This window comes from Caballeronia sp. SEWSISQ10-4 2 (assembly GCF_030464885.1).
GTDB lineage: Bacteria > Pseudomonadota > Gammaproteobacteria > Burkholderiales > Burkholderiaceae > Caballeronia.
The window spans coordinates 53929-80631 of sequence record NZ_JALPRJ010000022.1 but is presented as its reverse complement, the minus strand read 5'-3'; the positions used below and the strand labels follow the sequence as shown (position 1 = coordinate 80631).

Below are 26703 nucleotides of genomic sequence, written 5' to 3'. Positions count from 1 at the left end.
ATCCGCGCGCGTCTAGCTGCTGATGATGATGCCGGCGTCCACATCCGCCGGCACATATTCGTCCAGGCGCGCGAGCAGATTTGCGAAGCGCTGGGGCTGGTAAAGATCGTGGAAAACGCCCATCTCGGATTCGTCGTCGGCGCCCTTTGCGATCTCCGACGCGCAAGCCGCCGCGAGCTGACAGTAGCCGGCCGACCCGTAGCGCACGCTGTTGAACAGCGGACGCACGCGCGACGCAACCGCCGCGCGTGCGCCGCCCTGCGCGCGCGCCATGGCCGCGCCGGGCTGGCATTCGAAGCGGCGCGCCGTGCGCGACTCCGGCGGCACGTAGCAGAATCGCATGCAGCCGGTGTCGCGCCGTTTTACCATCAGCGCGCCGCTGAAAATGCAGTTTTCCGCCAGGTCGATGGCATTCACCTCCACTCGCCCGAATATCGTCGAACGCACGATGCGCAGCAGCGCGTGTGCCGGTCCGCTCTCAGCCGCGCCAATCGCTTCATGGCGGTCCGACACGGCGTCGATGACGCTATCGGCGATTTCCAGTTGCAGCGGCTCCTGCGCGGGGTCATCGGCAGTCACCATGATCGGCCCCAAAATGCTTTTTTCGATAATCACCCGCGCGTCGCTCCTCACCACCGCGAGACTCGCTTCCACGCCGCCGCGCGGCGTGCTTTCGGCAGCCTCGATGGTCCAGCCCGGCACGAACGTGCAGTGGCGGATCGTCAGGGATCCGAATGAACCCTTGAGCTGCGCGCCGCGGCCGCTGACCAGCAGGCCATCGAGCACGAGGCGGCTGTCTGCATGGCCGGTGATCGACATGAAGTCGGGACGGTTGGCCTGCCAGTCCAGCAGTCGGATCACGGGCCGCGCGCCGTTCGCCGCGCGGATTTCCAGGCTTTGGCCGGATTCCAGCGCGATCCTGACCGGCTCCGCGAAGACGTCGTTGGCGCTCAGCTCGATCACCGCGCGAGTCGGCTTGTCCTCGTGCCACGCCTGCAGCGCGTCGTGAAGGCGCTTGTATTCGCCGTCGCCGACGGGATATAGCGCCCGGTCGCCCGCCCAGTCTCGCGTGGGCCGCGCGTAAGTGCCGCCGCCCATGTCGGCCGGAAACCCGTAGTGGTACGACACGCGCAGCCCGTATTCCGGCAGCTCGCCCGGCGCGAAGACGATGCGCCCCCGTTCAGGGTCGATAGCCACTTCTCCCCGGCGCAGCGCGATCCTCCAGTTCGACAGGTCCGCCACGACCAGCCGCGCGAGCGGCAACAGTTCCGCTTCTTTTTCGCCCAGCCACAGCGCAAAGCTGTTCCCGGGCCCGTAGAAACGCGCTTCCACGCGGCCGTGACGAGTGGCGATATCCGCCCGCCGCAGCGCGACCGGCAACGCATCCGGTTCGCGCGCGGCGGCGTACAGCGGACAATCATTGCCGAGCACGCTGAACGTGAAGCACTCGGGGCTTAGTTCCTCTACGCAATAAGCCTGCGTGCGCACGACCTCATACGCGCGCAGCCGCCAGACGAAGAGACCGGCCGACATCATGTTGAAGCGCCCCGGACCGTACTTCGATTGCGGGCGGCTCAGTTCGGCCAGATGCGCGGTTTCGTCCGATGCGGTGCCCAGCCGGCCCATCAGGTCCGCGCGGCGCACGTCTGCTGTGCCACCTTGCGTGACGCGCGGATGCTGCATCGACTGGGTCGTCGCGACCAGCCGGTTGAATTCCACGACTTGCGCCGGCCAACCCGAGACGGCGGCGGCCAGATCGTCGAGCAGCGACACCGTGCCCTTGCGCCTGCGGTATCGCAGCGTATTGGCGACGTCGCGGCGCGGATACAAAATGCGGGCGCGCGCCGCGGCTTGCGCGGCCGATTCGCGCGCCGGCTCGCCTGCATCGTGAATCGGCAGATACCCGATCAGGTCGCCTATATACGGCACCACCCAGTCATCGCACGTCTCGATGAACCAGTTGTCGTAGAGCCCGGCGATGTCCTGCTCGAGCGCATCGACCTGTTCGCTGACGACCGAGAGCAGCATGCGCAGCGGCTCGCCGGCATCGGCGTCGCGCTGCCGGTAAATCGACGGCAACAGCGCGTACAGGCGGTCGTTGAACGGCGTGCTCATGACGTGATCTCCGTGAGCGTGAGGGTCGCGGGAATGTCCGCGCTCAGGTAGGCGATCTGCGCGGGCAGCACGGCCGCCGCGCCTTGTGCGGTGTTGTCGCGGCGAGCCATCCGCGCGACGATCATCCGATGCAGCGACGGCTCGCGCGCGTACGCGATGCGCTCCAGTTCGCCCAGCGCGCCTGCTTCGGCGATCCGGTCGAACACGTCCACATCCACGTAGTCGACGCCCGCAACGTTCTGCATCACCGCCAGCACTTCGCTCAGCGCGACATCCTGGCCCAGGTCGCGGCGCGCGAAGCCGAAGGCATCGAGCAACGCGGCGCTGATGAGCGGCGCGACGCGCGTCCACTCGTACGCGGGCGCGACTTTCACGCGCGCGCTGATAACCAGCAGCAGCGCCTCGCGCGGCTGCAAGCGCACGCGAACGTAGGGGTCGCCGAATCGCGCGATCGCGGCGGCCAGATTGACGAGGAGCGCCGACGCCGCGGTCAGCGGCGCGTCGTTGGCGGCGGCGAGCGTGACGTGCACGAGGCGCGTGTTATCGGCGGAAAGCTGAACCGCGCTTGCCTTGCCTACGCCCGCGAAGGTCCGGCCGAAGTCTTCGTAATCCGCAATCGACACCAGCCTGTCAAGCGATGCCAGCCCTTGCGGCGCGTGTCGGCGGATATCGGCGCCGCTTTCCGGGTCGGCGCCGCCGGCGGCGGCGACAGGATTAACCACGCCCATCACGCCGAGCGGCCGCGTGGCAAGCTGGGTCACCTGTCCCGCGTTCGCATTGCCGCCCACGCCGATGCCGCTGCGATAGGTCGCACGGACATTCTCGACGCCCGGGGGCAGGGTCGCGCCCTGCGTGCCGTTGCCGAAGGTCACCTGGGTCGTACCATCAGCGAGCTGGCGGGTAACGAACACGCGATCGTCGGGACCCGCGCCGTTGAAGCTCTTCACTTCCGCCCACGCCACGCCGTTCACGCGGACCTGAAGCGTGCTCGCGACCCCTGAAGGCGTCGCCGCCGATACATACGTGAGCGGCGCATAGCGCAGCGCGAAGCTGCGGAATGCGCTTTTGCCGTCGCCGCTGCCGAGAATCTCGGCATGCGTCTCGCCGTGTGTCGCGTTGATGACGTTGCCGTAGATCCTGACGCTGTCACGCACGTACCGATATGAAAGCGCCGACGACAGCGTCAACGTCGTGCGCATGCGTCCGCCCGGCAGCAAACTGCTGTCATCCCGGGCGGCGGGACCGGGCGTTGGCGTTGGAGCAGGCGTGCCCGCGCCCACGCCAACGCTTCCCGCCCTGCCTCCAGGCAGCGTGCGCGCGTCGTCGCCGATGGTCTCGACCGCGTGCGACGCGCTCTTCAGCATCACCACTTCCGTTCCGCTCACACCCTTGGTATCGGGAATGTCGAGGCGCTCGCCGGTGACGATCAGCCAGCGGCCCGGCGCAAGTCCATCGTGCAGGTCGTCGAGTTCGATCGACGCGCCATCGACGGACAGGGTGATCGGTGCATCGGCGAGATCCAGCGCCTCGCTCTGCACGTACACCTCCGTTCCGCGCACCACCTCGGTAAAGTCGCCGTTGTTCGTTGGATCGAACCACGGGGTGTCGAGCATCAGTCGTGTCGTTTTCGCCGACAAGCCGTAATCCGCGCGCGCCATGCCGTGGACTTCAGTGATCTGGCTGATCACCGGATCGCGCGGCGCGCCGGTTGCATCGACGCCGCGCACGAACGCCCAGCTGGGCGCGACCACATTGGGATAACTGCTGTCGAGATACAGGATGCCGGGCGATTCGAAGGCCAGCGGCACCGTGGGCGGCGCTTCGGCCGGCCTCGTGCGCGATGCCTCGACAAGCCTGGCCGATGAACCCGCCGGCACCTCGAAGGTCCATTCCTGCTGCGCGGTCGTGGCGGGCGAATGGCCATTCGCCGGCACGACGACATTCCTCAGCGGCGCAGTGCTGCCGAACGGCGCGGTGCGCACGTTGAACGCGAAGACCTGCACGGCGGACGGCGGCGCGACCGTCGTGTTGCGCAACGCGGTGCGCAAGGAGCCTTGCAGCGCGGGATCCAGCCGCGTCAGCAATTGCGGGCCGGCGTCGGTGTCGGGTTTCAGCCGTTCGGAGGCGTTTTGATGCAGGTCGAGCGCGTTGACGGGATGCTGGGCCGGCGGCAGGCTCAGCGCGCGCGTGAACGCCGGGTCCTGCAACGGCGACACGCCGGTCACGCTCGTGGCGAAAGACGCATCAGGCGCGGCAGGCGCCGTGGAAGGCGCGTCGGGTTGCGCAAGCGGCACGTCTCCGGACGCCAGGCTGGCAGTGCGGCCGCCCGGTTCGACCTTGGACGGCAGCAGCTGCAGCCCCAGTGTGATGCGCTGGCGCGGCGTGTCGATATCGACAGTAGCGATTCGCCTGAGCGTGCGCGATTTACCATCGACAATAAGCAGCGGGTCATTCGGTTTCAGCTTTGTCGACGTGCCATTCAGGAAGACGGCTGTCGAGTCCGCGCTCACCTGCTGCGCGCGCGCCGTGCGCACGCCGAGCTGGCTCCAGCTTGCCCGCGCGAGGCCGGGCGCGGCCGTCTCGAAGACCTTGGGCAGTTCGCCCGCAACCGGCAGGCTCTGGACCTTGCTGCCCGCGGGGATATCGACGTTGGCGTCGCCGCCCTGGTCCTGCACCGTATAAGCGACAGGCAAGGACGCCGCCACCCCCGGCCGCGGCACATAACCGACCAGACTCGCCAACTCCTTGAGCGAGCGGTCCTCGGTCGCGGTGCGCAGATAGCCCTCGTTCGCGATCCGCTCCTGATAGAACGTGAGCACGTCGGCGACGACCGCCCACGCGTCGAGCAGCGCGATGGCCGGATCACCCGGATCGCGCGTGGTCGGCGCCGCCGATTGCGCGGCCTGCATCGCGCCAAGCCGCGCGATCATCGCGTCGAGGAAGCCGGTGTGCGTGCCCAGCCGGTATGCAAGCGACGACAAGCCGGGACGGTTGGAAGGCTTGCTCTGATTCCCGGCCGGCCCGGGGCAGCCGCAGTCGCCGGTCATCGCCCACCTCGCATGCGCATACGCAGCCTGCCGTGCTCGGGAAAATCGGCATCGTTGTCGAGCCGCGCGATTTCCTGCGGCCCGAGCGTCAGCACGCCGCTCTCGAGCGCGTCGTGCGACGGCATGAACTGGCGCTCGAAACGCGTCACATCGACATAGGCCACGCCCTCCACCGATTGAGCCGCCGCGATGATCCGGCTCAGAAAGATATCTTCGCCGAACGTCAGGTTATCCGGCGCGAACAAGCCGCCCGTCGCGCTGCGGCGAGGCCCGGCGCCGAACGCGCTGATCAACGCCGCTTCCACATGGCCGCGCAGGTGATCCGCCGCGACATGCACCTCGATGCCGATGTCGAGCGGCACATAAACAGCCGGCGAGACCTCGACATCGTGACCCATGCGCCGATAGCGCTCGAGGAACGCGGCGACATCGGCGAGCAGGGTTTGCGGCGCGCTCTCGCTGCCATACGGCGCGATCGCCACCCGCACGGCTTGCCGGCCACAGTTCGAGCGCAACGACGCGGCCGCGCGCCGCACGCCAGGATGACGGGCCGCGAGGGTCGCGTAATCATCGGCGGTGATGGCGCGTTCGATCGTATTGAGAAACGCGACCGGCGCGTTCATGCGGACGTCGGCGAGCGGCTCAGGCGCGACGCCGCCGCGCGCCGCCAGCGGATTCCACACTTTGACGATACCGCCCGACAGCGTGCCCGAGAGCATCTGCAAATGCATGATCGTGCCGGCCCCTACGTTTCCCGCCGGCCCCGAACCGGTCCGGTACGCCGCGCGAAACACCGACCCCGCCGACGGCTGCACGCCGTTCTGGCCATCGCCGAAACGCAGGTGGGCGATCCTGTCATCGTCGACTTCCACCACATAGTCATGATCATCCGGACCGCTTTCGAGCAGGTCCGGCCGCGCCCGCCAGCCGATGATCAACGCGGCGAGTTCCTCCTGGATCAGGGTCGCGAGCGCGGCTGGCGGCGCAGCGCTGGCGTCATAGGCGAGGAGCGCCGCGCGCGCTTCGTGCGAAAGCCGGGCGAGCAGCGGGTCGGGCGCAACGTAGTGCTCCTTCGGCGCGGCCTTGCCCACACCCTCGAGCCGCTGCTTCATCTCGCCGATGAGCGTGTCAGGCGCGTCGAGGTCATCGAACGTGAAGAGCGCGCGCGAACCATCCGGCACACCCGGAATACCCGATAGCACCGTCTGCGGTTGCGCGCCGCGCGGGTCCTGCGACAGCAGTCCACGGGCGCCCGCGCCCGCCGGAACCGGCACGGCGAATGTCAGGTCGGCGTGGCGCAACGCCGGCGCGAACCGGGCCGGCTGCGTGATCGTTTCCGAAGGTGTGTTTTCTGCGTCGCAACCTTGCAGAAGCGTCGTCAGGCCGACCTGTCCGGCGAGGTCTTCCTGGAAGCGCGCGCCGTGATCCACAAGCCACACGTTCGCGCGCGCAATGCTGATATCCGAGGCCGTCCCGGCGCTGCCCGGCGGCCCGAAATACGCGCAATCCGGAGCTGCTCCGAGCGCCGCAATCACCAACGGGAACTGCAACGCGTCCTCCTGCGCCCACTCGATCAGCAGGACCGGCACGTCATAGACCGGATCGACGGCGGGTTCGACGCGCGTCAGACGCACGACCTGCCGATGCGCCGGGTCGGCATCGGCTATCGCGCCTGTAACGGGATTGCGCTCTTCCTCGATCAGCACGAAAGCGCCCGCGCGCAAATGGGCCAGCGCACGCTCGCCGTGGGCGTCCTTCGTGCCCTTCGCGTCCTTGGCGCCCTTCACGTTCTTCGTACCCTTGGCCGGCTTGCTGTCGGGCCAGGTATCGTGCAGGGCCGCGGATGTCGCGCCCGCCGGCAGCGCATATTGCCGCGCACCCCACGCGTAGAAACTGATCCGGTTATGCGCGGCGCGGAGCTCGATCGGCGCGGTGGACATCGGTGAAAATATCTCGTACTGGCTTGTGGGAACACCGGCCAGCGCGCGGGGCCCAAGCACCGGCGATGGATCGGCGATAGCGTTATGGCAGTCGGTGACGAAGCGGCAGTCATCGGGCGAAAGTGGCAGCGATTCCACGTCCGTCTCGATGCACAACCACGCGCGCGCATTGCATCCCTCGTGAATCGCATAATCGACCAGACGCGCATGCCGGCGCACCGAGATCCGTTGCCGCGCCGTGTTCAGATACGCTTCAGTCGCCACCGCGTCCTGGTAGTAGCTCAGGTAATCGCCCACGTAAGCCAGCACTTCGACCAGCGCGACGCCCTCGTCGGGCTCATGCGCCTCGGTCCATTCCGGCAGCGTCAACGCAAGCCGGTTGACGATAAGTTGCCGGAAACTCGCGTAGTCCTTCGACAAGTAGTCGATTTCCGGCGATGCAACCAGCGGCGTCGCTTCCCCGGCCGCGTCAAGGCAATCGAGTTCCTTCGGCTCGGCCGTCCTGAAGCTGAACGCGCAGCGCGTGTAATGCGGATCGAAGCCAGCGAGGCCATCGAGCGCCAGGGTATAGAGGGAATAGTCCCCTGGCCGGTCGACGGTCAGCGTGACGCACTGCGCGTCAGGACCTCTGTCGTCGTCGGGATCGCGAACCGCCGTCACGCGCAGGCCGCGAATGCGGGTGCCGCCTTCTATGGCGCAGTTCGCCACGTCCAGATCGGCCGGCGCCGAGAGAAAGAAAAATACGCTCAGCCGGCGCGGGTCCGTGCCGGCCTCAATGTAGTCGATGCCGTTCAGCCCGCGCCGCCGCGCATCGATGCGACGCTGGCGATCATCTTCCACGGACGGCGCGGTCGGTGTCATGTCAGAGCACCCGGGTGAATTGCGCGCGGCTCTGGCGCAGCGAGTCGCGGATCCGATACTGCACATCAACGCGCAGCGCGGCGTCATCGGAGCTCACGCTCAGCGCCTGGATCTCGACCACATCGCCCAGCCAGCGCTGCAGCGACGCCTGCACCGTGAACTGGAGCGCGGCGGCAAGCTCTGGACTGTTCGGCGCAAACACCATCTGCTGAAGGCCCGAACCGAAGTCGGGCAGGTTCACGCGCTCGCCTGGATTGGTGAACAGCATCTGTTCGATCATGTCGCGCACGTGGTCATCATTGGTCGCCGTGGCGGTGCGCCCGCGCGGATCGAAGCGGAATGGCCAGGCAAGGTTCATGGCATCACGTTCCGATCACAAGCAGTTGCGTCGCGGTAACAAGGAGCGGCGCGGGCGTCGGCTTGCACAACGACACGCTGTCGCTCAGCAGCACCGGTATGCCGTCTGACAACACCTGCGTCGCCGCCTTCACCCAGCTGGCGGTGACGCACGGCGGCGCGCCCGAAGTCATGGTCGGAAACTGGCACGCCGCGATGCCGTAGGTGGACGCCTGCGTGACGATCGGCTGACCGCTGACGAAAACTTGCGTGCTGACCTGCATCGGCGTGGCAATACCGAGATGGGTGCAGTTCGCCGTCGCGCCGCTGTGCAACAGAAACCCTGGCATACGGTCCTCACTATGGTTGCTGGTTTTTCGCTTTAACCGCTTCCGGCCTTACACCGGCAACACCTGCAAGGCCTTGCCGCAGATGCTCACACCATCGGCTGACAGTTCGATGGTCACCGTCGGCCCGAATGACAGCTTGATCCCGGTCAGCGACAGCGCAATGCGCGGCCCCAGGTCCGCCGCCACAGTCTCGAGCACAACGCAATCGGGACCCACTGTGTTGATCACGAGCCTGTTTCCGGCCATCGACTGCATCACGATCGGCAGGCTCGCGAGCTTCGCCGCCATGCCGAGCGATATCTGCAACTGCCCCTCGGGCCACCAGCATCCAGACCACACCGGCTTGTTGATGTCGCCTTCCAAAAACTCGATCCACACGCCGGACAGCGTCGGCGGCACGGCGAACAGTCCCATGCCGGGGCCGCCGAAGGCCATGCAGGCATCGGCGACGACCTGCAACGGCACGCCGCCCACCGTCACCGATGCGACGATCCGCCCGTCCGTCTGCGGGTCGACCGGCTGTATGACGACGCCTCTGTATTTGCCGTAGTAGCGCTGGACTTCTTTCATGTGGGCACCACCGGAGTCAGGGAACCAAAGCCGTCGCGCGTGAGCGTGAAGCGCTGCTTGTACTCACCCACTTTGATTGTGTGCGTGACGTCCTTCACGTAGTACAGGCCGTCGAACATGTAGCCCGCGCCGCGCACGCCGACCAGCCGGCGCGGCCGCAGGATGTTGCCATAGCGCAGCATGTCGAGCTCGCCCTCCGCCTTCAGCGCGTAGCTTGAGCGGTTGGTCTGAGCCTGTGCCTGCAGCATAGCCTCGACGTATTCAACGTTGTTCGCCTCGGCCGGCGACGACATCCGCATGGTCGCGCCCTGCACGACGACCGGCGGCATGACCGCGAGCGGCATACGCGTGCTGAACGCGGTGATGACAGGCAGCACGAGGCCCGTGCGCTTGTCGAGCATCATGCCGTTGACGAGCGTCGGCGCACGGCCGTCGTAACGAAAACGGATCGTGGCGTTGGTCTCCGGACCCATGTTCACCGACAACGCCGCCTGCGGCACGGACACGTTCGCCACCGGCCCCCAGTACGCCTTGTTAATCATCGGCACGGTGGTCGGTTCGACATAGAAGACGCAGTCGTACTTGTGCGCGAGCTGCGTCAGGTAGACCAGGTCCGTGTCCGCCTTCACCGGGATCCACTCGCTCGGCGGCGGCACGCTCGGGTCGGGCGACTCGACCTGCGGCGGCATGCCGAGATACATCATGTAAGGCAGCAGGATCTCCTCGATGATCGCTTCCATCGCCTGCGCCGGATAGAACATCGACATCTGCCGCACGTCCATCATCATGCGCAGGTCGAGGCCGGTCACGGTCAGCGTGGAACTGCCGGGTTCGTCGCCGGGATTGAGCGAACTCTCCGTGATGAAGCCGTCGATCAGCACTTGCGGAAACACGCCAAGCCAGACCTGGATCACGACGCGCGTCGATGGCCGCAGCAGCGGGTTCATCATCAACGTGTAGTCCATCGCAAGCGCGCTGGTGCGGCCGACCGTGAAGGTGAGCTCGAAGCCGTCGTAGTCGCCGTCGCTCAGGCGCACCTCGACGCTTGCGAGCGCCTGCACGATCACCGCCGGCGCAGGCACCGCGATGGTCGGTCCGAGCCAGAGCGTGAGACGGGTGCCGAGCAGACTTGCGGCGATAGAACTCGCGTCCATGGCTCACCCCGTGGCCGCGCCCTGCACGGGCGGGGTCTGTGGCATCGGCACGCGCACCGTGGTGCCGACTGAGGCGTCGCCGGTCAGCTCGAACGGATTCAGCCTGTGGTTGGCGTCGCAGACTTGCCAGTACTGGTCCGGCACGCCCAGCGTGCGCGCCGCAATCAGGTCGAGGCGGTCGCCCTGCGTGACGTTCACGCGGACCAGCAGCGCGAGGCTGTCCGGCTGCGGCAGAAAACGGCGCAGCACATAGGGAATCTCGCGACCGTCCGGGCGGGCCCAGGTGCTCGTCGGGAGCGCGTAGTAACGACTGGTGTGATCGAACATGGTCTGCCCTTTCAAAGAAGCGTGATGCTCGTGTTGCCGCCCAGCACGGCGCCGATATTGTTGACGCTCGCGATGGACGCCATCGTTTCCTTCACGATCTGGTGCGCGAGGAACAGGTGATAGCCGGGATTGGTCACCGACAAATCGTTGTAGCTCAGCACCCGCAGCCCGAGCGACGCCTTCGCGCGCAGCGGATTGAGCTGCGGGTCATGCGCGTCCTCGGTCACGCTAAGGTCCGTGAGCCGCACCGGCAGCACGCGCTTGAGTCCCCAGATGAAGAGCGTGAACGGCGCCATCGGCGGAATGATTTCGATGGTGCCGGCCGCAAGCAGCACGGTATTCGCGATCACCAGCGCGCTCTTCGGGTAGATCAGCATCTCCAGTTGCGACAACTGCGGGTAGATGCCAAAGGTCAGCGCGCTGCTGTCGCCAGCTTCGAGCTGGTCGGTGGCGTCGATCTCGACCTCGACCTTGATGGTTTCGATTGGCGCGCCCTTGAGCCGCATGACCTCGTCGCGATCGCCCGACTGGCCCGTCATGCCTTGCGGCTGCAGCGTGCGCGTGAGCGTCTCCGGGTTGTACTGGAACATGATCACGCTCGCGAGCGGATTAAGCAGGTCGATGCCGATAATCGCGCCCTTCAGCAGTCGCGGGCCGTTGGAATGCGTGGTCATGGCGTCCTCGCAGGCGGCGGCGTGATGGCTTCATAACCAGGCACGCCCGGCCGCCAATCATCTGGCGCCGTCCGGAACATGAAATCGCCTTCGCTCAGTTCGCGCTTGATCTTCGCAAGTTCCGCCCGCAGCGTCGGCCCCTCTTTGTTGGCCAGCCGTCGTGTCAGCGTGTACAGATAATCGTCGCGATTGCCTGCATGAAGATAGGTCGTGTGAGGGATGGTGCCTTCCGGATTGGCCACCGTCTCCATGCCCACGAGATACACGCCATTCTCGCGGGCGTTGATATCGATGCCGGCGCGGCGCAGCGCCTGCCGCAGCCAGTTCATCCGGGCGCCGCCTTCCGCTTCCGGGACGATGTGGTGCGCGTGCATGCCTTCCGCTGGCGGTTTTCCCAACTGGCCGCGCAGCACCTCCCGCGGCTCCGATTCCGCCAGCCGCTGCGTGCGCCGGCCCCGTTCGAGCACGGTGAGGCCGTCTTCGTCCATCGCCGCAGCACCGCGCGCCGAGGCCTTGCGTTGCGCGTCGATCAGGTCCTGCCTGATGCCTCGGCCCAGCGTATAGGTCCGGTCGACCTCCCGTTCGATATCGCCAAGCATGCGCTGCAACTGACGCACATCTTTTGCGCGATGCAATTGCGCGCGCAGCGCTTCGCGGTCGATCGACAACCCCAGGCTCTCTGCCCTCGCCAGCGCACGCTCGAGCTGGATCGCCTGATCCGGCGTTGCAAACTCCGGGTAACACAGCGACTTGCACAGTTTCAGCAGGTCGGCCGCACGGGGGTTGGCTTCGAGCGCTTCCTTGAGTGCGGGGTTCCTGGCGAGCATCGCCTTGGTTTCCGGGTTGACGCTGTTGACGGACGCGGCACCCGGACGCTGGCCGGCCGCAGGTTGCGATACGCCGGGCGTTTCAGGCGCGTGAACCTGCGTTCTTTCGGATGCAGCCGCGCCCTTCGCGTCCGCCTGCGGCCGCGGCCGCGGCGGCGCCGGATCTGACGCATGCACGGCTGGCGGGGCCGGCTCGGGCGCCGGGCGCGCGCCTGCGCCGCCTGCCGGCTTTGCGGCAGCCAGCTCACTGTCGTGGATCTTCTGCGCTTCTCCGATCAGCCCGTCCGCTTCATTTTCCAGCTGCACGGCAAGCGCTTCCATCTTGGCATCGGCGGACGCACCTTCCAGTGCTCCGCGCGCCCCGCGCACGCTCTTGAGGCCCTGGAAGATCTGCCAGCCCGACACAGCGAAGCGGACGATGCCGTACGCCGCCACGCCCACCTTGATCAGGTCCGCGTAGCGCAGCATCTTCGGACCCCAGTTCGGCCACCACGCGACAATGTTCAGCCGGTTTTCATCGATGAGCAGCATGGCCGCCGGCAGGATGCGCTCGAACGTGAAGATCGCGGCGCGCGCGAGCGCGCTCTCCGCCGCCGAGACGGGGATGGCGAAGGACGCGACCGTGGCGACATCGGACAGGAATTTGCGGATGCCCGCGTGCTGGTATCCGGCGAGTTGCTGCGCGACGACCGGGACAAACCGGCCCTGGTCGTAGTCGTGGATGATCAGCACCTGATCGGGCTCGTAGTCCTGGCCGCCGACCAGCAGATTGAATGGCAGATGCTTGATTTCGGTGCCGAAATCCTTTGCGTGGAACAGGCGCGTGCCGCCAAGGTACTTGATGCGGATCTTGCCGCCGGGCGTGGCTTCGGCACTGAAAGTCGCGCTGTCCTCGAAAATTCCCATGACGTCGTGCCACGGCAGGATCGGCGCGGTGGCGAGCGCGGCAGCGCCCTTCTCGACGCCCATCGCCTTCATGCGCAGCTTCGACAGCGCCTCGTGCAGCCGAAGGTTGTTGCCGAAGGTGATACGGCGATCGAGTTCGTCGAATGTGGTCCTGCCTTCGAAGCGCCGCTCGTTGAACAGCTTGACCGCTTCGGCGGCCTGTTCCAGCGGCAGGCTCTCGATCAGGCCGATCACCCGCTCTTCATCGGTCGCGCCGAGATAGGTCTCCTGCAACAGGCGGTTGATCTGTCCGATACGCATCGACAGGGGCAATTCCACGTCAGCGGAAGCAGCCGCCGACGGCAGCACCTGTAGCTGCACACGGCGCTCATATTTGAGCTGGAACGGGTCCGGACCGTTGAGTTCGATATCAAATCGCAACCCGCCCTTGACGCCCACAATGTTCCATCGATGCCTCGCCATGAGCGGAATCAAGTGGTACAGCCCTGGGCCGAGATTGGTGTTGACGGTGCCTTCATAAAGGCGTCCCGACCTGCCGTGCAGAGCCACTTTTTTCGTCGCCAGATCGATCGTCATGAGGACGATGGGCTCGCTCGACGGCGCGGGCGCCGTTGCTATTTCGTCCGTGGCCCCGGCAAGCTGGCGCGCGAGCCTCCGAGGCGCCGGCGTGATCGCCGTCGGCAGGCCGGCGGCCATGCGGCGCGCCTCGCGCTCGTGAGCGCTGCCGGGCGCTTCCATCACGGGTTCATCGCGGGCCGCTGCGCCCGCCTGCTGTACGACGTGGGTCAGTTCATGCGCAAGCAGCGCCCGGCCGCGCGCCGTCTGCGGCCGATACCGCGCCGCGCCAAAGAAGATGTTCGCGCCATACGTAAAAGCATTTGCATGGACTGCCCGGGCCACGTCGGCGGCATGATCGTCGGCATGGACGCGGACGCGGCTGAAGTCGCGCTTGAACTGCTGTTCCATCGTTGTCCGCGTCGTCTCGTCCAGCGCACGGCCGCGAGACGCCTGCGTGGCGCGGATGACCGCGGCCGCTTCTCCGCTTGGAGCAGCGCATGCCTTGCAAGGCTGCGCCTGGCCGCCGCAGCCGCAACGCTCGGGCGCCTTGGCCGCGCGATGCTGCGCGCCGGATGCTGGTGCAGTTGCCGTGCGAGTGCGAATCATGAGGCGATTCCTCCGTGCAGCGACCGGGCGATACTGCGGCCCCATGCGCGAGGTCCATCGCCTGCGGCCGGCCGGATCGGCGCGGCAGACAGCCGGTCGAGCTGATGCGCGCGCTGCAACCCCGGCGTCACGCCGTGCACAGCGAGCAGCCGCTGCAGCTCGGTCTCGATCGCGGCCTGCATCGGCTGCGCGTCGCGGTTGCCAAAAGGCGTGCCGTCGAGAACCAGTCGTTCGATATGCAGATGAATTTTCATGCGCCCGCCTCCCGCAGTTGGGTGACGCGCAGCTCCGCCTCGTTCAGCGGACGGCCCAGCTTGTTCAGCTCGGTGCGGATCGCGCTGAAGACGAGCGCCATCGTGACCGGCCCGCGCGCTTGCGCCGCGAGGAAGGCCGCGTTGAGCGCCGCGTTGTGAATATGGCCGCCGGCCAGGTTGATGCGCGCAAGGCGGTCAAGATCCAGCGGCTCGCGGGGCACGCCGGCAGGAAACGCCTTCTCCCAGATCAGCCGGCGCTGCGCGTTGCCGGGAAACGGAAAGTTGACGATGAAGCGCAGCCGCCGCACGAACGCCGCATCGAGCGCGCTGCGCATGTTGGTGGCGAGGATCGCGAGCCCGCTGTAACACTCTATACGCTGCAGCAGATAGTTGATCTCCATGTTCGCGTAACGGTCGTGACTGTCCTTCACTTCGCTGCGCTTGCCGAAGAGCGCGTCGCATTCATCGAAGAAAAGGATAGCGCCGCCGTCCTCCGCAGCGTCGAAGAGGCGGCGCAGATTTCCCTCGGTTTCTCCAATATATTTGCTCACCACCGCCGACAAATCGATCCGATAAAGATTCAGCCGCAGGTCGTTGGCGATGACTTCAGCGGCCATCGTCTTGCCTGTGCCGCTGTCGCCGCAAAAGAGCGCGCTGATGCCCAGCCCGCGATTCATCTTGCTCGCGAAACCCCAGTCGCCGTAGACCTGCGCCCGGCCGGCGACCTGCGCGCTGATCTGTCCGAGCAGCGCGCGCTGTTCGGGCGGCAGCACCAGGTCGTCCCATCCGGCGCAGGCGTCGAGGCACTGGGCAAGCCGGTTAAGCGATGGCCGCACGCTCTTGCCGCACGCGCTCCAGAGCGATGCCGCCAGCTGTTCGTCGGAGGCGTCGGCGTTTTCCTGCAAGGCCTGCCGCGCAATCCGTCCGATTTCCGCGTGATCGAGGCTGAACTGGGCAGCCAGCGCGCCATGACTCGCGCGCGCGCGGTCCTGCAGCGCGTTTTCCCAGGCGCTGCGTTGCTCGGAAGGCGTCAGCCGTTCGATATCGATCACGATGCAAGGCCGCCCGAGACGGGTCAGCGGTTCGCGGGCATCGATGAAAAAGAACCCTTCGCTGCGCGCAAAAAAACGGCGCAGCAGACCCTGCACGGTTAAGTCGACGGGGTTGTCGGCATCGGGCCATGCGAAATACAGCGCGAGCGGCGACAGCATGCGTTCGCGTTGCGTGAGGCGCGCGAGCGTGTCTATGTCGCTGGCGCGGTCGGCCAGCGTATCGATGCACACCCGCTGCAACTCGCAGCCAAAACGCGCGGCCACGTGGCCCGCGAGCGCGGCCTTGCTCGCGGCGTCGGGACCTGCGAGCTGGATCAGCGGCAGCGGCGCACCGTCCGTCGTGCCGTCCCATGCCTGCACCGCCTGCGCGAACGCCGCCTGCTGCGACGGAGGCAACGCGTCGCCCGCGCCGCGCATCGAGCCCAGCAGCAGCGCGTCGAGGCGTTCATCGACGTGATTGAGTCCTTTGATATACGACACGATCCGCTCGTCGATATACAGCGGCCGCACGGTCAGCGGCTGGCTCCGGTCGCCGCCGATCTCGATCAGCCGCCAGTAGCGCAACGGCCGTTGCGGCGACAGCACGTCCCACGCGGGATCGTCGAACAAGGCGAGCGCCAGCGCGAAGGTCGGATAAGCGCGCGCGGCCGGATGCTGCGCCCATGCGCACAGGTCCGCGATACGCGTGTCGAGTTCCATCGCTGCGCACAGCAGCAGCACCTCCTCCTCAAAACGCGACAACCCGAAGCACCGGGCCAGCATCGGCAGCGCGGGGGGCGGCTCGACACCGGAAGCGCATGCATCGGCGCGCGCCTGTTCTTCCTGCCAGAATGGCGCGGCATCAACGGACGGCTCGCCTGAACCTGCATTCCCCGCGAGGCCCGCAAGACGTTCGAGGCGCAGGCGCAGGCAGTCGAGCGCGGCGCTCAGGTAGTCCGCGTTGGCTTCGTGCCAGTTCGCCGGCGCGTTCATTTCAGCACCATCTTGTGATTGCGATACACCGGCGGGGACACTGAACGATCGACCAGCAGGCTGTCGACGCCATCGACGCGAAGCCTGATCGGATACTCGCCCGGCACCGCCTGATCGACCGGAAACGATAACGCCGCCGTCTGCGCCGTCCGAGGCGCTGCGTGCAGCTCGCGATCACCCAGCAGCAGCAGCACGCGTTGCGTTGGGGTGACTTCGGGTACGCACTTGAGCTTGATGGTGGCCGCGCCATTGGCGATCGTCGCCTTCAGCGGCATGGCGCCCACGAAATCTGGAGCGTAGGCGAGCCACAATTCATTGGTCGTCCCCGGTTTCGCCGATGGCGCGCCCGCCGGCACCGTCACCGCGACAGTCACCACATACCATCCGGCCTTCCACGGCCCCTGGCCGGCATCGATATGAACTTTCACTTCGTTGCCGGTCGACCCCGCTTCGGCCGCAACGATAATCTGCTCAGGCGGCGTGCTCTGCCCCGGCGGCGGCGGGCGCGTGAACACGACGTTGACCGTATCGCCGCCGAGGAACGCGCCTGAAATCGTCACGAGATCGCCGGCTTTCGCGGCGGGCTGATTGTCCGGTAGCGTCATTTTTTCGATGGCCGGAAACGGCGGCACCAGATTGCCCTGGACGGCCACACCGCTATCGCTTTTGCCGCGCGTGAGAACCGGCAGCGGCGCCCGCGTGGCCCGCGAGCTTTCGATCAGCACCACGGCAGCTTCATAAGAAGCCGACAGCCGATACTGAGTCTGAAAGCCCGACCACAGTCTGAAGATGTCCTCCACCGACAACGGCTGCAACGTGAAGCGAACCCGCTCGATCTGCAGATACAGATCGTTGTCGGGCAACGCGAGGCGGATCTCCTCCGCGCCGAGCAGCGGATGATCGTGCAGGACGCTCATCGCGCGACCGAGCAGGAAGTGGCTAAACGGGCTCTGCGCGTCGTTATCGCGGCCGTAGGCGGTGATCAGGTAATACAGGTTCAGCGCGAGCGGTGGCATGGCCGTTTCGAGCTGTCCGGACTGGCCCGGCATCGGCAGATTGCGCCAGGCGGCGCTGGGCATCGCCTGATAGAGGAAGACGTTGAGCTGGTTGGCGTTGTTGTTGCCGTCGCGTGCGCGGTCCATCGGCATCGTGGTGACGAAGGTGTCCTGCAACTCTGGCTCGAGCGTGACCGCCCGCGTGAGCAGGTTGCGCAAGGTCGCCGTCACGGCGGCGATGGCGTTTGCGCCGCTCATGTGCCGCTCCCGTCCGCGCGCCGCCGCAAGTACGTTTCAAGCCGGCTCGGCTGGCGTTCCTCCCGCTCGGCGGGCCGTGCGGGATGGGCGGCGGCGGGCGTCGCGCGGATTTCAACCCGGCCGATGCTGACGTGAATCGTCAGTTCGGGATCGGCCCGCGCTGGAGCGCCCACGGGTTGCCTGCGGGTATCGCGGAGCTGCCGGGCGTCGGGCGTCTCGCGGTTGTCTGGTCCGTCGTGTCTGTCTCGCTTGGCCAGTACCGCGCGGCGTGGGGGCATCGCGAGCCGAGCTGGCGTGGCCGGTGCCGGGTCCTCTGCGGTCTGGTTCTGGCCGCTTGCTTTGGAGCCGTCTTGTGCGTGCTGTTTGATCGGGTCGGTTGATTTTGAAGCCGCATCGACTGCCAGCGACAGATGACCGAAGACATCTCTTTTAAGTTGCTCGGGCGGTTGGTGGGGAACGCGCATCGATGCGAGGGGTTGCGTGGGGCGTTGACCCGGGCGCCTGACGCTGTGGTGCGGTTGCGGGTTCGCGGGAAGGTCTCGTGGCGCGGACACGATGGGTTCGCCGTGACGCGGCGGCGGCGATGAGCGCGACGCGTCCCCGGAAGTTTCAGTTGCGCGCTGGACGACGGCTGGTTCGCGCGCGATCTCGATATCGCATTCGCGCCCAACTGATGACGGCGTCGCAACGTTCGCGTCCGCGTGAAGTGCAGCGCGCGGCCAGACCTCGATGGGATACGGCAACACCGGGTCCGGTGAGGCAGTTGCACGGGGCATCGCAGGCGCAACTTCGCTGAGCGGGCGAACGTCGTTGTGCGGCGACTGGCTGACTTCAGCGCCATCGACGGCTTCTTGCCCTACTGGAATGGAGTCCGAATCATCCGCGCCGGCCATGACGTTCATGTCGAATGCGGGAGCCGCGAACATCGGCGATAAATACGGCCGCACAACCGGCGTGAGCCCTAGACTGCGCGAGGCGAGATGACGAAGGAAGTCGCTCATGTCGTCAGCATGTCCAGATAGCGTTGCCGGCGCGCTGGACTGAGTGCGAGAATCTGCGCTTCGCTCCATCCGTAGGCCGAGGCAAGTTCATGCACGTCGCGCAACTGCCGCGTGGCCCAGGCGCCGAGTTCCCGCCAGAAATACTGGACGATATCGAACGCCACCTGCCAGCCATGCCCGCATGCGGGACAGCGGACGTTCAACTGGATATCGGCGTGGGGATCAGCCAGTTCGAGGCGGATGGTGATATCGGCCAGAAGGTCGGCGGGCAACTGGCGATGCGCAACCCGCACGCCCTGCGCATTGCGTGCGTCCACGCAGCGTTCGAGCAGACGATCGCTGGCCACGTCGACATCGGCGCAGTCAGCGATCGCAAGCAGGTCGCCCGCCGTCACGGCGCGGCACGTCACGGCGTAGCCGGCTGCTTCAAACTGCGCGGGCGCGGGTTCATCGTCGGCCGATGGGGACCCGGCCAGCGCGTCGCAGTTCATATCGAATTCCGCAGCTGCGCCGCAACCAGGACAATCGGCCAGGCCATTGATGCTTGCGCCGAAGGTCAGCGAGCGCAAGCGCAACAGCGCCCGGTCGCGCCGCCCGACCGTCCATTGCGCGAGCGTGCCGGCCGGCGTCGAGGCACCGGCCTTGACCGTAGCTGTACGCAGGAGCCATAGCGCCCACGCGTCGGCGGACAGGCTGTGGCCGCGATCCCATGCGTCGAGGAGTGCCGGCGTATCGAGCGCGCGCATATTCGCCTCATTCAGGCCGATGGCACGGTGAAGGTCGGTTCGCTCGGTTCAGTCACGCTCTCGTCGCGCTCCCAGCCTTCGTTTTCCAGCTTGATATGCTGGATCGCAACCGCGTTCGCGTTTGCGTCGAAGTCAGGGAGCGCCTGGTATTCCGACACCCAGCATCGATACACCTTGTAAGCGATGGCAAGCTGCCCGGCTTCGTTATAGATCTCGATGATCAGGTCCTTGCGAAAGTCCTTCAGCGATACCTCCATGCCCAGCCCCGAGCCATACTGGAAAATCTTGTTGGCCCACTTCTCGAACTCGGTGTCGTGGGTTACGCCGCGCTCGAGTGTGATCGCGTCGTACTCGTTCTTTCCGGGCGACTTCCGACTCGAACTCGGGTCACCTCCCTCGCGATGCTTGACCACTTCCGTGGTGCGTTTCAGCGCGCTCATCTTGCTGATGCCGGCAACATACTTCGCGTCCCACTTGATGCGAAACTTGAAGTTCTTGTACGGATCGAAGCGCTGCGCGTTGACGGTGAACTGGGGCATCATGGTCTCCGTTGCGGGTTGTCCTGAACGCGGTCCTAAACCTGGATCTGGCCTGCGATCTGCTGTAGCGTAATTACTACGAATTCTGCCGGCTTGAGCGGCGCAAAGCCGACCACCACATTCACGATGCCCAGATCGATATCGTTTTGCGTCGTCGTTTCCTTGTCGCACTTCACGAAGTAAGCGTCCTTCGGCGTCTGGCCCTGGAACGCACCCTGGCGAAACAGGTTCTGCATGAACGCGCCGACATTGAGCCGAATCTGCGACCACAGAGGTTCATCGTTCGGTTCGAATACGACCCATTGCGTGCCGCGATACAAGCTCTCTTCAAGAAAGAGCGCAAGCCGGCGCACCGGGATGTACTTGTACTGATCGGCCAGCACGTCTGCGCCGCGCGTCGTGCGCGAGCCCCAAATCACCCGCCCCACGATCGGAAACGCGCGCAGGCAGTTGACGCCGAGCGGATTGAGCTGACCGCTTTCGCCGTCGTGCAGGGACACGGATAGCTGCGGGACGTTGATCAGCGTCGCGTCGATGCCCGCAGGCGCCTTCCACACACCGCGCTGCGCGTCGGTGCGCGCGAACACGCCGGCGACCGCACCGCAGGGGACGAACTCCTGCATCTGGCCGTTCGCCACGGGATTCGCCTGGATGATGCGCGGAAAGAACACGGCGGCGTTCTTGCTCACCGCGCCAATGCTCGCCTGCAGATCGGTCGCGCCCGCGACGGCGGATTTCGCGTCGATCCACGTGGTCGGCGGATCGACGATCATAATCGCGCGGCGCGTTTCACAGTAGCCGACGGCCGCGGTGACCACGGCGGTCGGCAGCGTTGAACCGGGCGTGGGCGGCGGGATGCACAGCATGTTGAAGATGTCGGCTTTTTCGAGTGCGAAAAGACCGGTTTTAGAGGCCTGATCGCCTTGGATGTCCTCCGGCCTGGGAGGCGGGCCTTCTTCCCCTCCGCTAAGGTTCGTAGTGGCTTCGGGAGGCACCGGCAGGGGGTTCGGCAGGCCGTCGTCGCCCAGGACCGGCATTTTCTGGTCGGGCGAAAGGCGCACCAGCGCTGACTGATTGGCGAGCACCTTCGCGACAAAAAAGTTGCTGCGCGGATCAACCGACAGGTTCAGGAACTTCTCTATGTTGACCTTCGAACCATTGCTGCCGTTTTCGATGATCGTCAGGTTGAACGTCAGGCGCTGATCGCCCGCAGGCGCGGTTTTGTAGTCGACGATCGCGGTCAGCGCATTGCCCCACGCGCCAGGACTCGCAGCCTGCAGTTGCAGCGAGGTCAGATCATTGGCCTTCAAACTTGCCGTGGCGGGTCCTGGGAGTTTGACGGCCGGTGCTGGCGCCGGTGCTGGCGCTGCTGGCGCTGCTGGCGCTGCCGGCGGTGCTGGCGGCGGGGGCACGGTCCCCGTCACCCTGACGATGATCGCCTGGCTCCCGCCGTTCAGGAAGAAGTCGCGCACCGCAAAGCCCAGCGTCTTGCCGGCGGACAAACCGCCGAAGGCCTGCTCGAAGTCGCCGAAACTGAACACGGTGGTCGGGTCGTTGGCGGCGCCTTTCGCGGTCTGTCCCACGAAGGCCGCAATCGAGGTTGACACGCCGGTGATCGTATGGACCACGCTCGGGGCTTCTTCAATGTAGACGCCTGGGTAAGTCAACGTAACGGGCATGGATTGCTCCCGGTTATCTGCGGTTATCAACGGTCACTTGCGGTTGGCTGCCGAGCGCCGGCCGCGCGCCGGGCCGCTGACCCGCGCGTTCCTGGCGCGGCGCACCAGCGCGCCGCGGATGCGGCGCCGCTTCCGTAGCAAGCCCGGCTGCCGCCCTTCACTGCTGGCGTAAAGAATCGTACCGTCCAGAAGCGCGTACCGCGTCACGCGCCCCTGCCCGACAAGCCGGTCCAGCGCCCGCTGGAGCGCCCTTGCATCCGCGTGACAACGAGCAACGGGCAACCACCAGTTTCCGATTCCGCGGACGGTATCGGCCGCTTGCGGGTGCCGCTTCAGGTAGCCCACGACGGCGCTGCACAGCTTCGAAAGAATGACTTCGTCAGGATCCACTCGTCGCACCCGCTTAGGCGCCCGCTAAGCTGACTCTGCGGCGGTGCGCGACATCAATGCAAGACCCGTACCGGATGCGCCGCGTCTGACGCGATACGACTCGCATGACTGCACCGCCTTGCTGTCCAGGACTTGGCGCCTGACGTCAACAACTGTTCGACAAGCGATGCGGACGCTGGAACGCGCACGACGCGACCCGGCGCCGGGTGGAAAATGACCCGCCCGGACGTGCAAAAACGAGCGTCGGGAATTCATTGAAGCGGCAGGAAAAGCAGACAGGATGAGGTATCGAGAAGCTGCGAGCGGATGGCGCTCGTGCAAGCACGGGCTGGGTCATTGCGGTCCTAGTCGAGACCGCTCCCGGCCCGCTCTATGCCATGCTTCTTCAGCAGCTTGCCGAACGCGCGGCGCTCCTTGCCCGCAAGCGTGGCAGCACGCGTGATATTGCCGCCCGCCGCATGCAGCGCGTAGGCGAGGTAACGGGACTCGAACTCGGCGATCACGCGGCTCTTTGCTGTCTTGAAGTCTTCATAAACAATCGATAATGCCGGAAGGTCTACGCGAGCATTTGTCGCAACAGCGGTGTCGCATCCGGTGGGAGGATCGATGCGGATCGTATGTTCGTCGGCGAGAAGATATTCACGGCAGATCAGGTTCTCGAGTTCGCGGATATTGCCGGGCCACGCGTATGCGTTCATCCAATCGAGCGTGACAGGATGGATCGCTTTCGCGCCGCCCTCGAAACGATCGACGCACGTTTTCAGGAAGGCATCGGCGAGCAGCGCAACATCACCCTGGCGTTCGCGTAGAGGCGGCAGCGTCACACACATGACGCGCAACCGGAACAACAGGTCGAGCCGAAAAGCGCCCTGTTGAGCAAGCGTCGCGAGATTCGAATTGGTCGCCGCGATCAAGCGCACGTTCGCGTACCGGCTTTCGGGCCCACCCAGCGGCCGATACTGATGATCCTGCAGAAATCGCAGCAACGACACCTGCGCCTTGAGCGGCAACGCGTCGATTTCATCAAGGAAGAGCGTGCCATTGCCAGCGTGCGCGACGAGGCCGACCTGCTCGACGTGCGCGTCGGTGAAGGCACCGCGCCGATGGCCAAATAGTTCGTTCTCCACCAGATCGCCGGGTATCGCGCCGCAATTGACTGGGACAAACGGACCGTCGCGCTTGCTTCCGCCATAGTGAATTTCGCGGGCAGCCAGCTCCTTGCCCGTGCCGGTCTCGCCCTCGATCAGCACGGGCGCGTCGCAGCGCGCGATCTTGTCGATAAGGCGCTGCGCCTTGAGGAACGCATGCGATTGTCCGATCATCGGGAATTCGCTCCTGCTTGTCGTATTCATCATCTTGCGTACGAAGCACGCTACGATTGGCGCGCGTTAAGCGCTAATCACCGCGAATGCTGTGGCCGCAGCATTAGATGTTTGTTCGAGCAAGCGAATCTTTGACCATGCGCGAAGATGTTTTCATTCAACTGATACGCGCCAAATGAGTGTAGTAGACCGGTTCGCATTTCACCAGCCTTTCGATCCGCCATTTCCGACACGATTGGTCGGCAGCAAATCAAAGCGGTCGACGCCAAAGCGGTGCTCCATGAAGGACCGCGTAGCCCTATCCAGCGGTGACCCTGGCGAGAATCGTGCTTGAGATTGAGTCGCCAGCGCAGCCGAAGACACAGGGATCTCGCTGAATCCCATGAGCAGCGGGGTAATGCTTCCCTGATGGCCAGACCTGCTTCAACCTGCTGCTCGTCGCGGCCCGGCATCTAGTTCGGGACGAGGGTTATAGCCCTGTCGGCAGTTCGCCGGTGCCCAGGCTGATTTGACTCTTGTTCGGATTGGTGGGTATTTTCGTCAGTGACTTACTAACCTTCGGAGCAAACATCGCCGCACCTCCGGCTAAGATTTGAAAAATCGACGTCATCGATTGCTGTCCACCACGAACTGGCCAAGCACCTCTGCAATTGTCGATCTGGAACGCTTGATCGTCTGTTCTCGTCGGAACGTATCCGCGCCAGCGGGCGAACACCTAGCTAAATCATGTCAAACGATTGAAGGGAGACCTCGCAAACGCGCCGCTTCAATGGCCATTGTTTCGTTGGTGAGGTCGAGGAAGGCCTTCACCAGCGGGTTCGGATGCTGCAATTGAGGACAGACCGTGAAGCCGCGAAACATCACGTCCGGCGAGAACGGCCGGAATACGATGCGAGACGGATTGGTATCGGACGTGGCAAGCGGATTCACTACACCCACGCCCAAACCACGCGCGACCATTGCGCAAATGGTCGCGCCGTATGGTGTCTCAATGGTCGGCATCTGGGTCGCGCCAGCTTGCCGCAACGCGCGATCGAGCGACGAGCGTGTGTCGTCGGCGTATGAGGGCAGGATGAGGCTCTGATCCCTCAAGTCGCGCGCATGTATCCGCTCGCGCGCGGTGAGCGGATGTTTTGCAGGCAGCGCGCACACCCCAGCCAGCCGATACAACTCCGCGCTCGTCACGCCGAACGCATCGGGCGTGGTGGTGGCAAAACCAACGTCGCAATATGCGGACGACGCCCAGCGTTGGATCGTGCCCTCGCTGCGCATTTCCAGCGACACCGCGATACGCGGATACGCCGCCAGGAACCGCTCGATCACAAGGGGTACGAACGATAACGCCAACACCGGCGCCGCCACCAGACGCAGCCGGCCACTGCCGAACTGGCGTATCTCACGCGCTGAATGCGCGAGCTTCTCGAGTCCGACGAAACTGCGGTCGACCTCGCGGTAGAACGCGCTGCCTGCATCGGTGGCCTGAATCCGGCCGCCGTTGCGCGTGAAGAGCGCAAGTCCCGTCGACGCTTCCAGCTCCCCGATCAGGCGGCTGATACTGGGCTGCGAGGTGCCGAGTTCTTCGGCTGCGGCGGTCATCGATCCACGCAGCATCACCAGCCTGAACGCTTCGATTTGCTTCTGATTCATGTGCGTGCCTCCCTCTGATTTTCCTAGCCGACACCCAAGCTTGTCATATCAAAAATGAATAGCAGGCGTTTTTGGCCGTATTTGACCGGATGATGGCGGCGCTCCTAGACTCGTTCCTGGACTGATTGCCGACTAGCCATTCCAAGCGAACCATGCGAGCCGACACACTGCTTTTCCACGATGACTTCCGCCTCGCGCCCTATTGGTGGGACGCGGCACCACCCGAAACGTCTCGCGTTGCGCTGCCGCCAAGCGTGGATCTCGTGATCGTGGGCAGCGGCTATTGCGGGTTATCGGCGGCGGCGGAAGCGGCGCGGCAAGGTGCATCGGTGGCGGTGCTGGATGCCGCCGAGATCGGCTCGGGCGGCAGCACGCGCAGCGGCGGTATGGTGTCGAGCGGGCAGAAGCTGGCGCTGACCGACGCGATACGCGGGGTATCGGCGGAACGGCTGGGCCGCTTGATGGCAGAATCGACGGCGAGCTTCGACTACCTGAAGCGCCTGATAGCCGATGAGGCACTCGACGCCGACCTTGAGATAACGGGCCGCTTTTTTGGTGCCTTCACACCCGGTCATTTCGAGCGGTTGCGCCGGCAAGGCGACCTGCTGCGCGAGAAAACCGGCGTGACGGTGCATGTGGTGACGCGTGCGGAACAACGTGTGATGGTCGGCTCGGACTATTACTACGGCGGCATTCTTGTGGATGAATACGGCGGGCTGCACACGGCGAAATATCACCGCGCGCTACGCGAGCTTGCGCGGCGGCGCGGCGCAAGCCTGCACTCGCACGCGGCAGTGGAACAGATTGAACGGACTGGCGCGCGCTTCCGTGTACATACAGCGCGCGGCAGGATCGATGCCGGGCAAGTGCTGGTTGCGACCAACGGTTATACGGGACGCTTGCTGCCGTTTTTCGCGCGTCGCGTGCTGCCGGTGGCGAGCTATCAGATCGCAACGGAACCCCTGCCGCCAGGACTGATGGAGGTATTGAATCCAGGCCGCCGCATGATCAGCGACTCCAAGCGCAACCTGTTTTATACGCGCCCCTCGCCCGACGGCACGCGCATGTTGTTCGGCTCGCGACCCTCGTTTCGCGAGGTCGGCGAACGGGCGGCGGCCCGAATCCTGCACGCAAAAATGGTGCACCTCTGGCCCGCCTTGCGCGACGTGCGTATCACGCATGCATGGAAAGGATACGTTGCGATGACCGGCGACAAACTCGCGCACATCGGCAAGCGCGACGGCGTGTTTTACGCGCTAGGCTGCAACGGCAATGGCGTCGCGCTGATGACTTACCTCGGGCAGCGCATTGCGAGAACCCTGCTGGGTCTCGATGCCGCGCCCGGCGCATTCGGCGAAGGTCCATTTCCGCTGAGTCCGGGCGGCATCGCCAGCACCTTGATCGTGCCGCTGGGCGCTGCGCTGTATCAACTCGACGACTGCTGGAACGGACGCGTGCGCGGCGCGTTGTCTTAGCAGTACCGCTTTACTTTCAATCCACTGCTGTCTTCCTGGAGCAACCATCATGCGGTTCCGACATTTTCTCAGCCTCGTTTCCATCGTCGTTCCCCTCTCCTT

Annotated in this window: 21 protein-coding genes; 1 reads left to right on the top strand and 20 read right to left on the bottom strand. The window is 65.4% G+C overall.

The genetic code is table 11. The annotated features are described in order from the left end of the window. Nucleotides 1-12 precede the first annotated feature (12 nt). The 20 genes from M0D69_RS16935 to M0D69_RS16840 all read right to left on the bottom strand — a co-directional run bounded on the left by M0D69_RS16935 (nt 13) and on the right by M0D69_RS16840 (nt 25126). Nucleotides 13-2115, bottom strand: a complete 2103-nt coding sequence (locus M0D69_RS16935; RefSeq protein WP_301783108.1) for a hypothetical protein — start codon at nt 2113-2115, stop codon at nt 13-15. Further along, nucleotides 2112-5162 carry a putative baseplate assembly protein gene (locus M0D69_RS16930; protein WP_301783107.1) on the bottom strand — a complete coding sequence of 1017 codons (3051 nt, stop codon included), beginning with the start codon at nt 5160-5162 and terminating at the stop codon, nt 2112-2114. The genes M0D69_RS16935 and M0D69_RS16930 overlap by 4 nt, the downstream gene beginning before the upstream one ends. Then, nucleotides 5159-7963, bottom strand: a complete 2805-nt coding sequence (locus M0D69_RS16925) for a putative baseplate assembly protein (RefSeq protein WP_301783106.1) — start codon at nt 7961-7963, stop codon at nt 5159-5161. Before M0D69_RS16925 ends, M0D69_RS16930 begins: the two co-directional genes overlap by 4 nt. Before the next feature lies 1 nt (nt 7964). Then, entirely contained in the window at nt 7965-8321 is a 357-nt protein-coding gene (locus tag M0D69_RS16920) for a GPW/gp25 family protein (protein WP_301783105.1), read from the bottom strand. Between the two features lie 4 nt (nt 8322-8325). After that, nucleotides 8326-8649 carry a hypothetical protein gene (locus tag M0D69_RS16915; RefSeq protein WP_301783104.1) on the bottom strand — a complete coding sequence of 108 codons (324 nt, stop codon included), beginning with the start codon at nt 8647-8649 and terminating at the stop codon, nt 8326-8328. 48 nt (nt 8650-8697) lie between these two features. Continuing rightward, on the bottom strand, nt 8698-9219 hold the full coding sequence (locus M0D69_RS16910; protein WP_301783103.1) for a phage baseplate assembly protein V: 522 nt from the start codon (nt 9217-9219) through the stop codon (nt 8698-8700). Continuing rightward, nucleotides 9216-10373, bottom strand: coding sequence for a hypothetical protein (locus M0D69_RS16905; RefSeq protein ID WP_301783102.1), 1158 nt, complete (start codon nt 10371-10373; stop codon nt 9216-9218). The genes M0D69_RS16910 and M0D69_RS16905 overlap by 4 nt, the downstream gene beginning before the upstream one ends. Before the next feature lie 3 nt (nt 10374-10376). Next, entirely contained in the window at nt 10377-10700 is a 324-nt protein-coding gene (locus M0D69_RS16900) for a LysM domain-containing protein (RefSeq protein WP_301783101.1), read from the bottom strand. An 11-nt stretch (nt 10701-10711) separates the two neighbouring features. Beyond that, the gene (locus tag M0D69_RS16895) at nt 10712-11374 is read right to left on the bottom strand and encodes a hypothetical protein (protein ID WP_301783100.1); all 663 of its coding nucleotides are present in this window, start codon (nt 11372-11374) and stop codon (nt 10712-10714) included. Next, nucleotides 11371-14271: a DUF4157 domain-containing protein gene (locus M0D69_RS16890; RefSeq protein ID WP_301783099.1), complete on the bottom strand. Its 2901-nt coding sequence runs from the start codon at nt 14269-14271 to the stop codon at nt 11371-11373. Before M0D69_RS16890 ends, M0D69_RS16895 begins: the two co-directional genes overlap by 4 nt. Then, the gene (locus M0D69_RS16885) at nt 14268-14525 is read right to left on the bottom strand and encodes a hypothetical protein (protein ID WP_301783098.1); all 258 of its coding nucleotides are present in this window, start codon (nt 14523-14525) and stop codon (nt 14268-14270) included. Before M0D69_RS16885 ends, M0D69_RS16890 begins: the two co-directional genes overlap by 4 nt. Continuing rightward, the gene (locus M0D69_RS16880) at nt 14522-16549 is read right to left on the bottom strand and encodes an ATP-binding protein (protein WP_301783097.1); all 2028 of its coding nucleotides are present in this window, start codon (nt 16547-16549) and stop codon (nt 14522-14524) included. Before M0D69_RS16880 ends, M0D69_RS16885 begins: the two co-directional genes overlap by 4 nt. Beyond that, nucleotides 16546-17802, bottom strand: coding sequence for a DUF4255 domain-containing protein (locus M0D69_RS16875; protein ID WP_301783096.1), 1257 nt, complete (start codon nt 17800-17802; stop codon nt 16546-16548). Before M0D69_RS16875 ends, M0D69_RS16880 begins: the two co-directional genes overlap by 4 nt. Continuing rightward, the gene (locus tag M0D69_RS16870) at nt 17799-18803 is read right to left on the bottom strand and encodes a hypothetical protein (protein ID WP_301783095.1); all 1005 of its coding nucleotides are present in this window, start codon (nt 18801-18803) and stop codon (nt 17799-17801) included. Before M0D69_RS16870 ends, M0D69_RS16875 begins: the two co-directional genes overlap by 4 nt. Beyond that, nucleotides 18800-19549, bottom strand: a complete 750-nt coding sequence (locus M0D69_RS16865) for a hypothetical protein (protein WP_301783094.1) — start codon at nt 19547-19549, stop codon at nt 18800-18802. The genes M0D69_RS16870 and M0D69_RS16865 overlap by 4 nt, the downstream gene beginning before the upstream one ends. 11 nt (nt 19550-19560) lie before the next feature. Beyond that, complete coding sequence (locus M0D69_RS16860) at nt 19561-20088, bottom strand: phage tail protein (RefSeq protein ID WP_301783093.1); 528 nt, start codon at nt 20086-20088, stop codon at nt 19561-19563. Between the two features lie 35 nt (nt 20089-20123). After that, the gene (locus tag M0D69_RS16855; protein WP_301783092.1) at nt 20124-21767 is read right to left on the bottom strand and encodes a phage tail sheath C-terminal domain-containing protein; all 1644 of its coding nucleotides are present in this window, start codon (nt 21765-21767) and stop codon (nt 20124-20126) included. Nucleotides 21768-21800: 33 nt separating this feature from the next. Next, nucleotides 21801-22157, bottom strand: coding sequence for a hypothetical protein (locus tag M0D69_RS16850; protein ID WP_301783091.1), 357 nt, complete (start codon nt 22155-22157; stop codon nt 21801-21803). A gap of 344 nt (nt 22158-22501) precedes the next feature. Then, nucleotides 22502-23479, bottom strand: a complete 978-nt coding sequence (locus tag M0D69_RS16845) for a sigma 54-interacting transcriptional regulator (RefSeq protein WP_301783090.1) — start codon at nt 23477-23479, stop codon at nt 22502-22504. A 729-nt stretch (nt 23480-24208) separates the two neighbouring features. Beyond that, nucleotides 24209-25126: a LysR substrate-binding domain-containing protein gene (locus M0D69_RS16840; protein ID WP_301783089.1), complete on the bottom strand. Its 918-nt coding sequence runs from the start codon at nt 25124-25126 to the stop codon at nt 24209-24211. Nucleotides 25127-25278: 152 nt separating this feature from the next. Here M0D69_RS16840 and M0D69_RS16835 point away from each other — a divergent pair, with 152 nt between their 5' ends. Continuing rightward, nucleotides 25279-26601 (top strand): FAD-binding oxidoreductase, encoded by a 1323-nt coding sequence (locus M0D69_RS16835; protein ID WP_301783088.1) that lies wholly within the window; start codon nt 25279-25281, stop codon nt 26599-26601. The last annotated feature ends 102 nt before the right edge of the window (nt 26602-26703 follow it).

What these genes read in the sequence shown, in the direction of transcription:
- M0D69_RS16935 (WP_301783108.1), bottom strand. Translation starts at nt 2,115, where the DNA reads ATGAGCACGCCGTTCAACGACCGCCTGTACGCGCTGTTGCCGTCGATT.
- M0D69_RS16930 (WP_301783107.1), bottom strand. Translation starts at nt 5,162, where the DNA reads ATGACCGGCGACTGCGGCTGCCCCGGGCCGGCCGGGAATCAGAGCAAG.
- M0D69_RS16925 (WP_301783106.1), bottom strand. Translation starts at nt 7,963, where the DNA reads ATGACACCGACCGCGCCGTCCGTGGAAGATGATCGCCAGCGTCGCATC.
- M0D69_RS16920 (WP_301783105.1), bottom strand. Translation starts at nt 8,321, where the DNA reads ATGAACCTTGCCTGGCCATTCCGCTTCGATCCGCGCGGGCGCACCGCC.
- M0D69_RS16915 (WP_301783104.1), bottom strand. Translation starts at nt 8,649, where the DNA reads ATGCCAGGGTTTCTGTTGCACAGCGGCGCGACGGCGAACTGCACCCAT.
- M0D69_RS16910 (WP_301783103.1), bottom strand. Translation starts at nt 9,219, where the DNA reads ATGAAAGAAGTCCAGCGCTACTACGGCAAATACAGAGGCGTCGTCATA.
- M0D69_RS16905 (WP_301783102.1), bottom strand. Translation starts at nt 10,373, where the DNA reads ATGGACGCGAGTTCTATCGCCGCAAGTCTGCTCGGCACCCGTCTCACG.
- M0D69_RS16900 (WP_301783101.1), bottom strand. Translation starts at nt 10,700, where the DNA reads ATGTTCGATCACACCAGTCGTTACTACGCGCTCCCGACGAGCACCTGG.
- M0D69_RS16895 (WP_301783100.1), bottom strand. Translation starts at nt 11,374, where the DNA reads ATGACCACGCATTCCAACGGCCCGCGACTGCTGAAGGGCGCGATTATC.
- M0D69_RS16890 (WP_301783099.1), bottom strand. Translation starts at nt 14,271, where the DNA reads ATGATTCGCACTCGCACGGCAACTGCACCAGCATCCGGCGCGCAGCAT.
- M0D69_RS16885 (WP_301783098.1), bottom strand. Translation starts at nt 14,525, where the DNA reads ATGAAAATTCATCTGCATATCGAACGACTGGTTCTCGACGGCACGCCT.
- M0D69_RS16880 (WP_301783097.1), bottom strand. Translation starts at nt 16,549, where the DNA reads ATGAACGCGCCGGCGAACTGGCACGAAGCCAACGCGGACTACCTGAGC.
- M0D69_RS16875 (WP_301783096.1), bottom strand. Translation starts at nt 17,802, where the DNA reads ATGAGCGGCGCAAACGCCATCGCCGCCGTGACGGCGACCTTGCGCAAC.
- M0D69_RS16870 (WP_301783095.1), bottom strand. Translation starts at nt 18,803, where the DNA reads ATGAGCGACTTCCTTCGTCATCTCGCCTCGCGCAGTCTAGGGCTCACG.
- M0D69_RS16865 (WP_301783094.1), bottom strand. Translation starts at nt 19,549, where the DNA reads ATGCGCGCGCTCGATACGCCGGCACTCCTCGACGCATGGGATCGCGGC.
- M0D69_RS16860 (WP_301783093.1), bottom strand. Translation starts at nt 20,088, where the DNA reads ATGCCCCAGTTCACCGTCAACGCGCAGCGCTTCGATCCGTACAAGAAC.
- M0D69_RS16855 (WP_301783092.1), bottom strand. Translation starts at nt 21,767, where the DNA reads ATGCCCGTTACGTTGACTTACCCAGGCGTCTACATTGAAGAAGCCCCG.
- M0D69_RS16845 (WP_301783090.1), bottom strand. Translation starts at nt 23,479, where the DNA reads ATGATCGGACAATCGCATGCGTTCCTCAAGGCGCAGCGCCTTATCGAC.
- M0D69_RS16840 (WP_301783089.1), bottom strand. Translation starts at nt 25,126, where the DNA reads ATGAATCAGAAGCAAATCGAAGCGTTCAGGCTGGTGATGCTGCGTGGA.
- M0D69_RS16835 (WP_301783088.1), top strand. Translation starts at nt 25,279, where the DNA reads ATGCGAGCCGACACACTGCTTTTCCACGATGACTTCCGCCTCGCGCCC.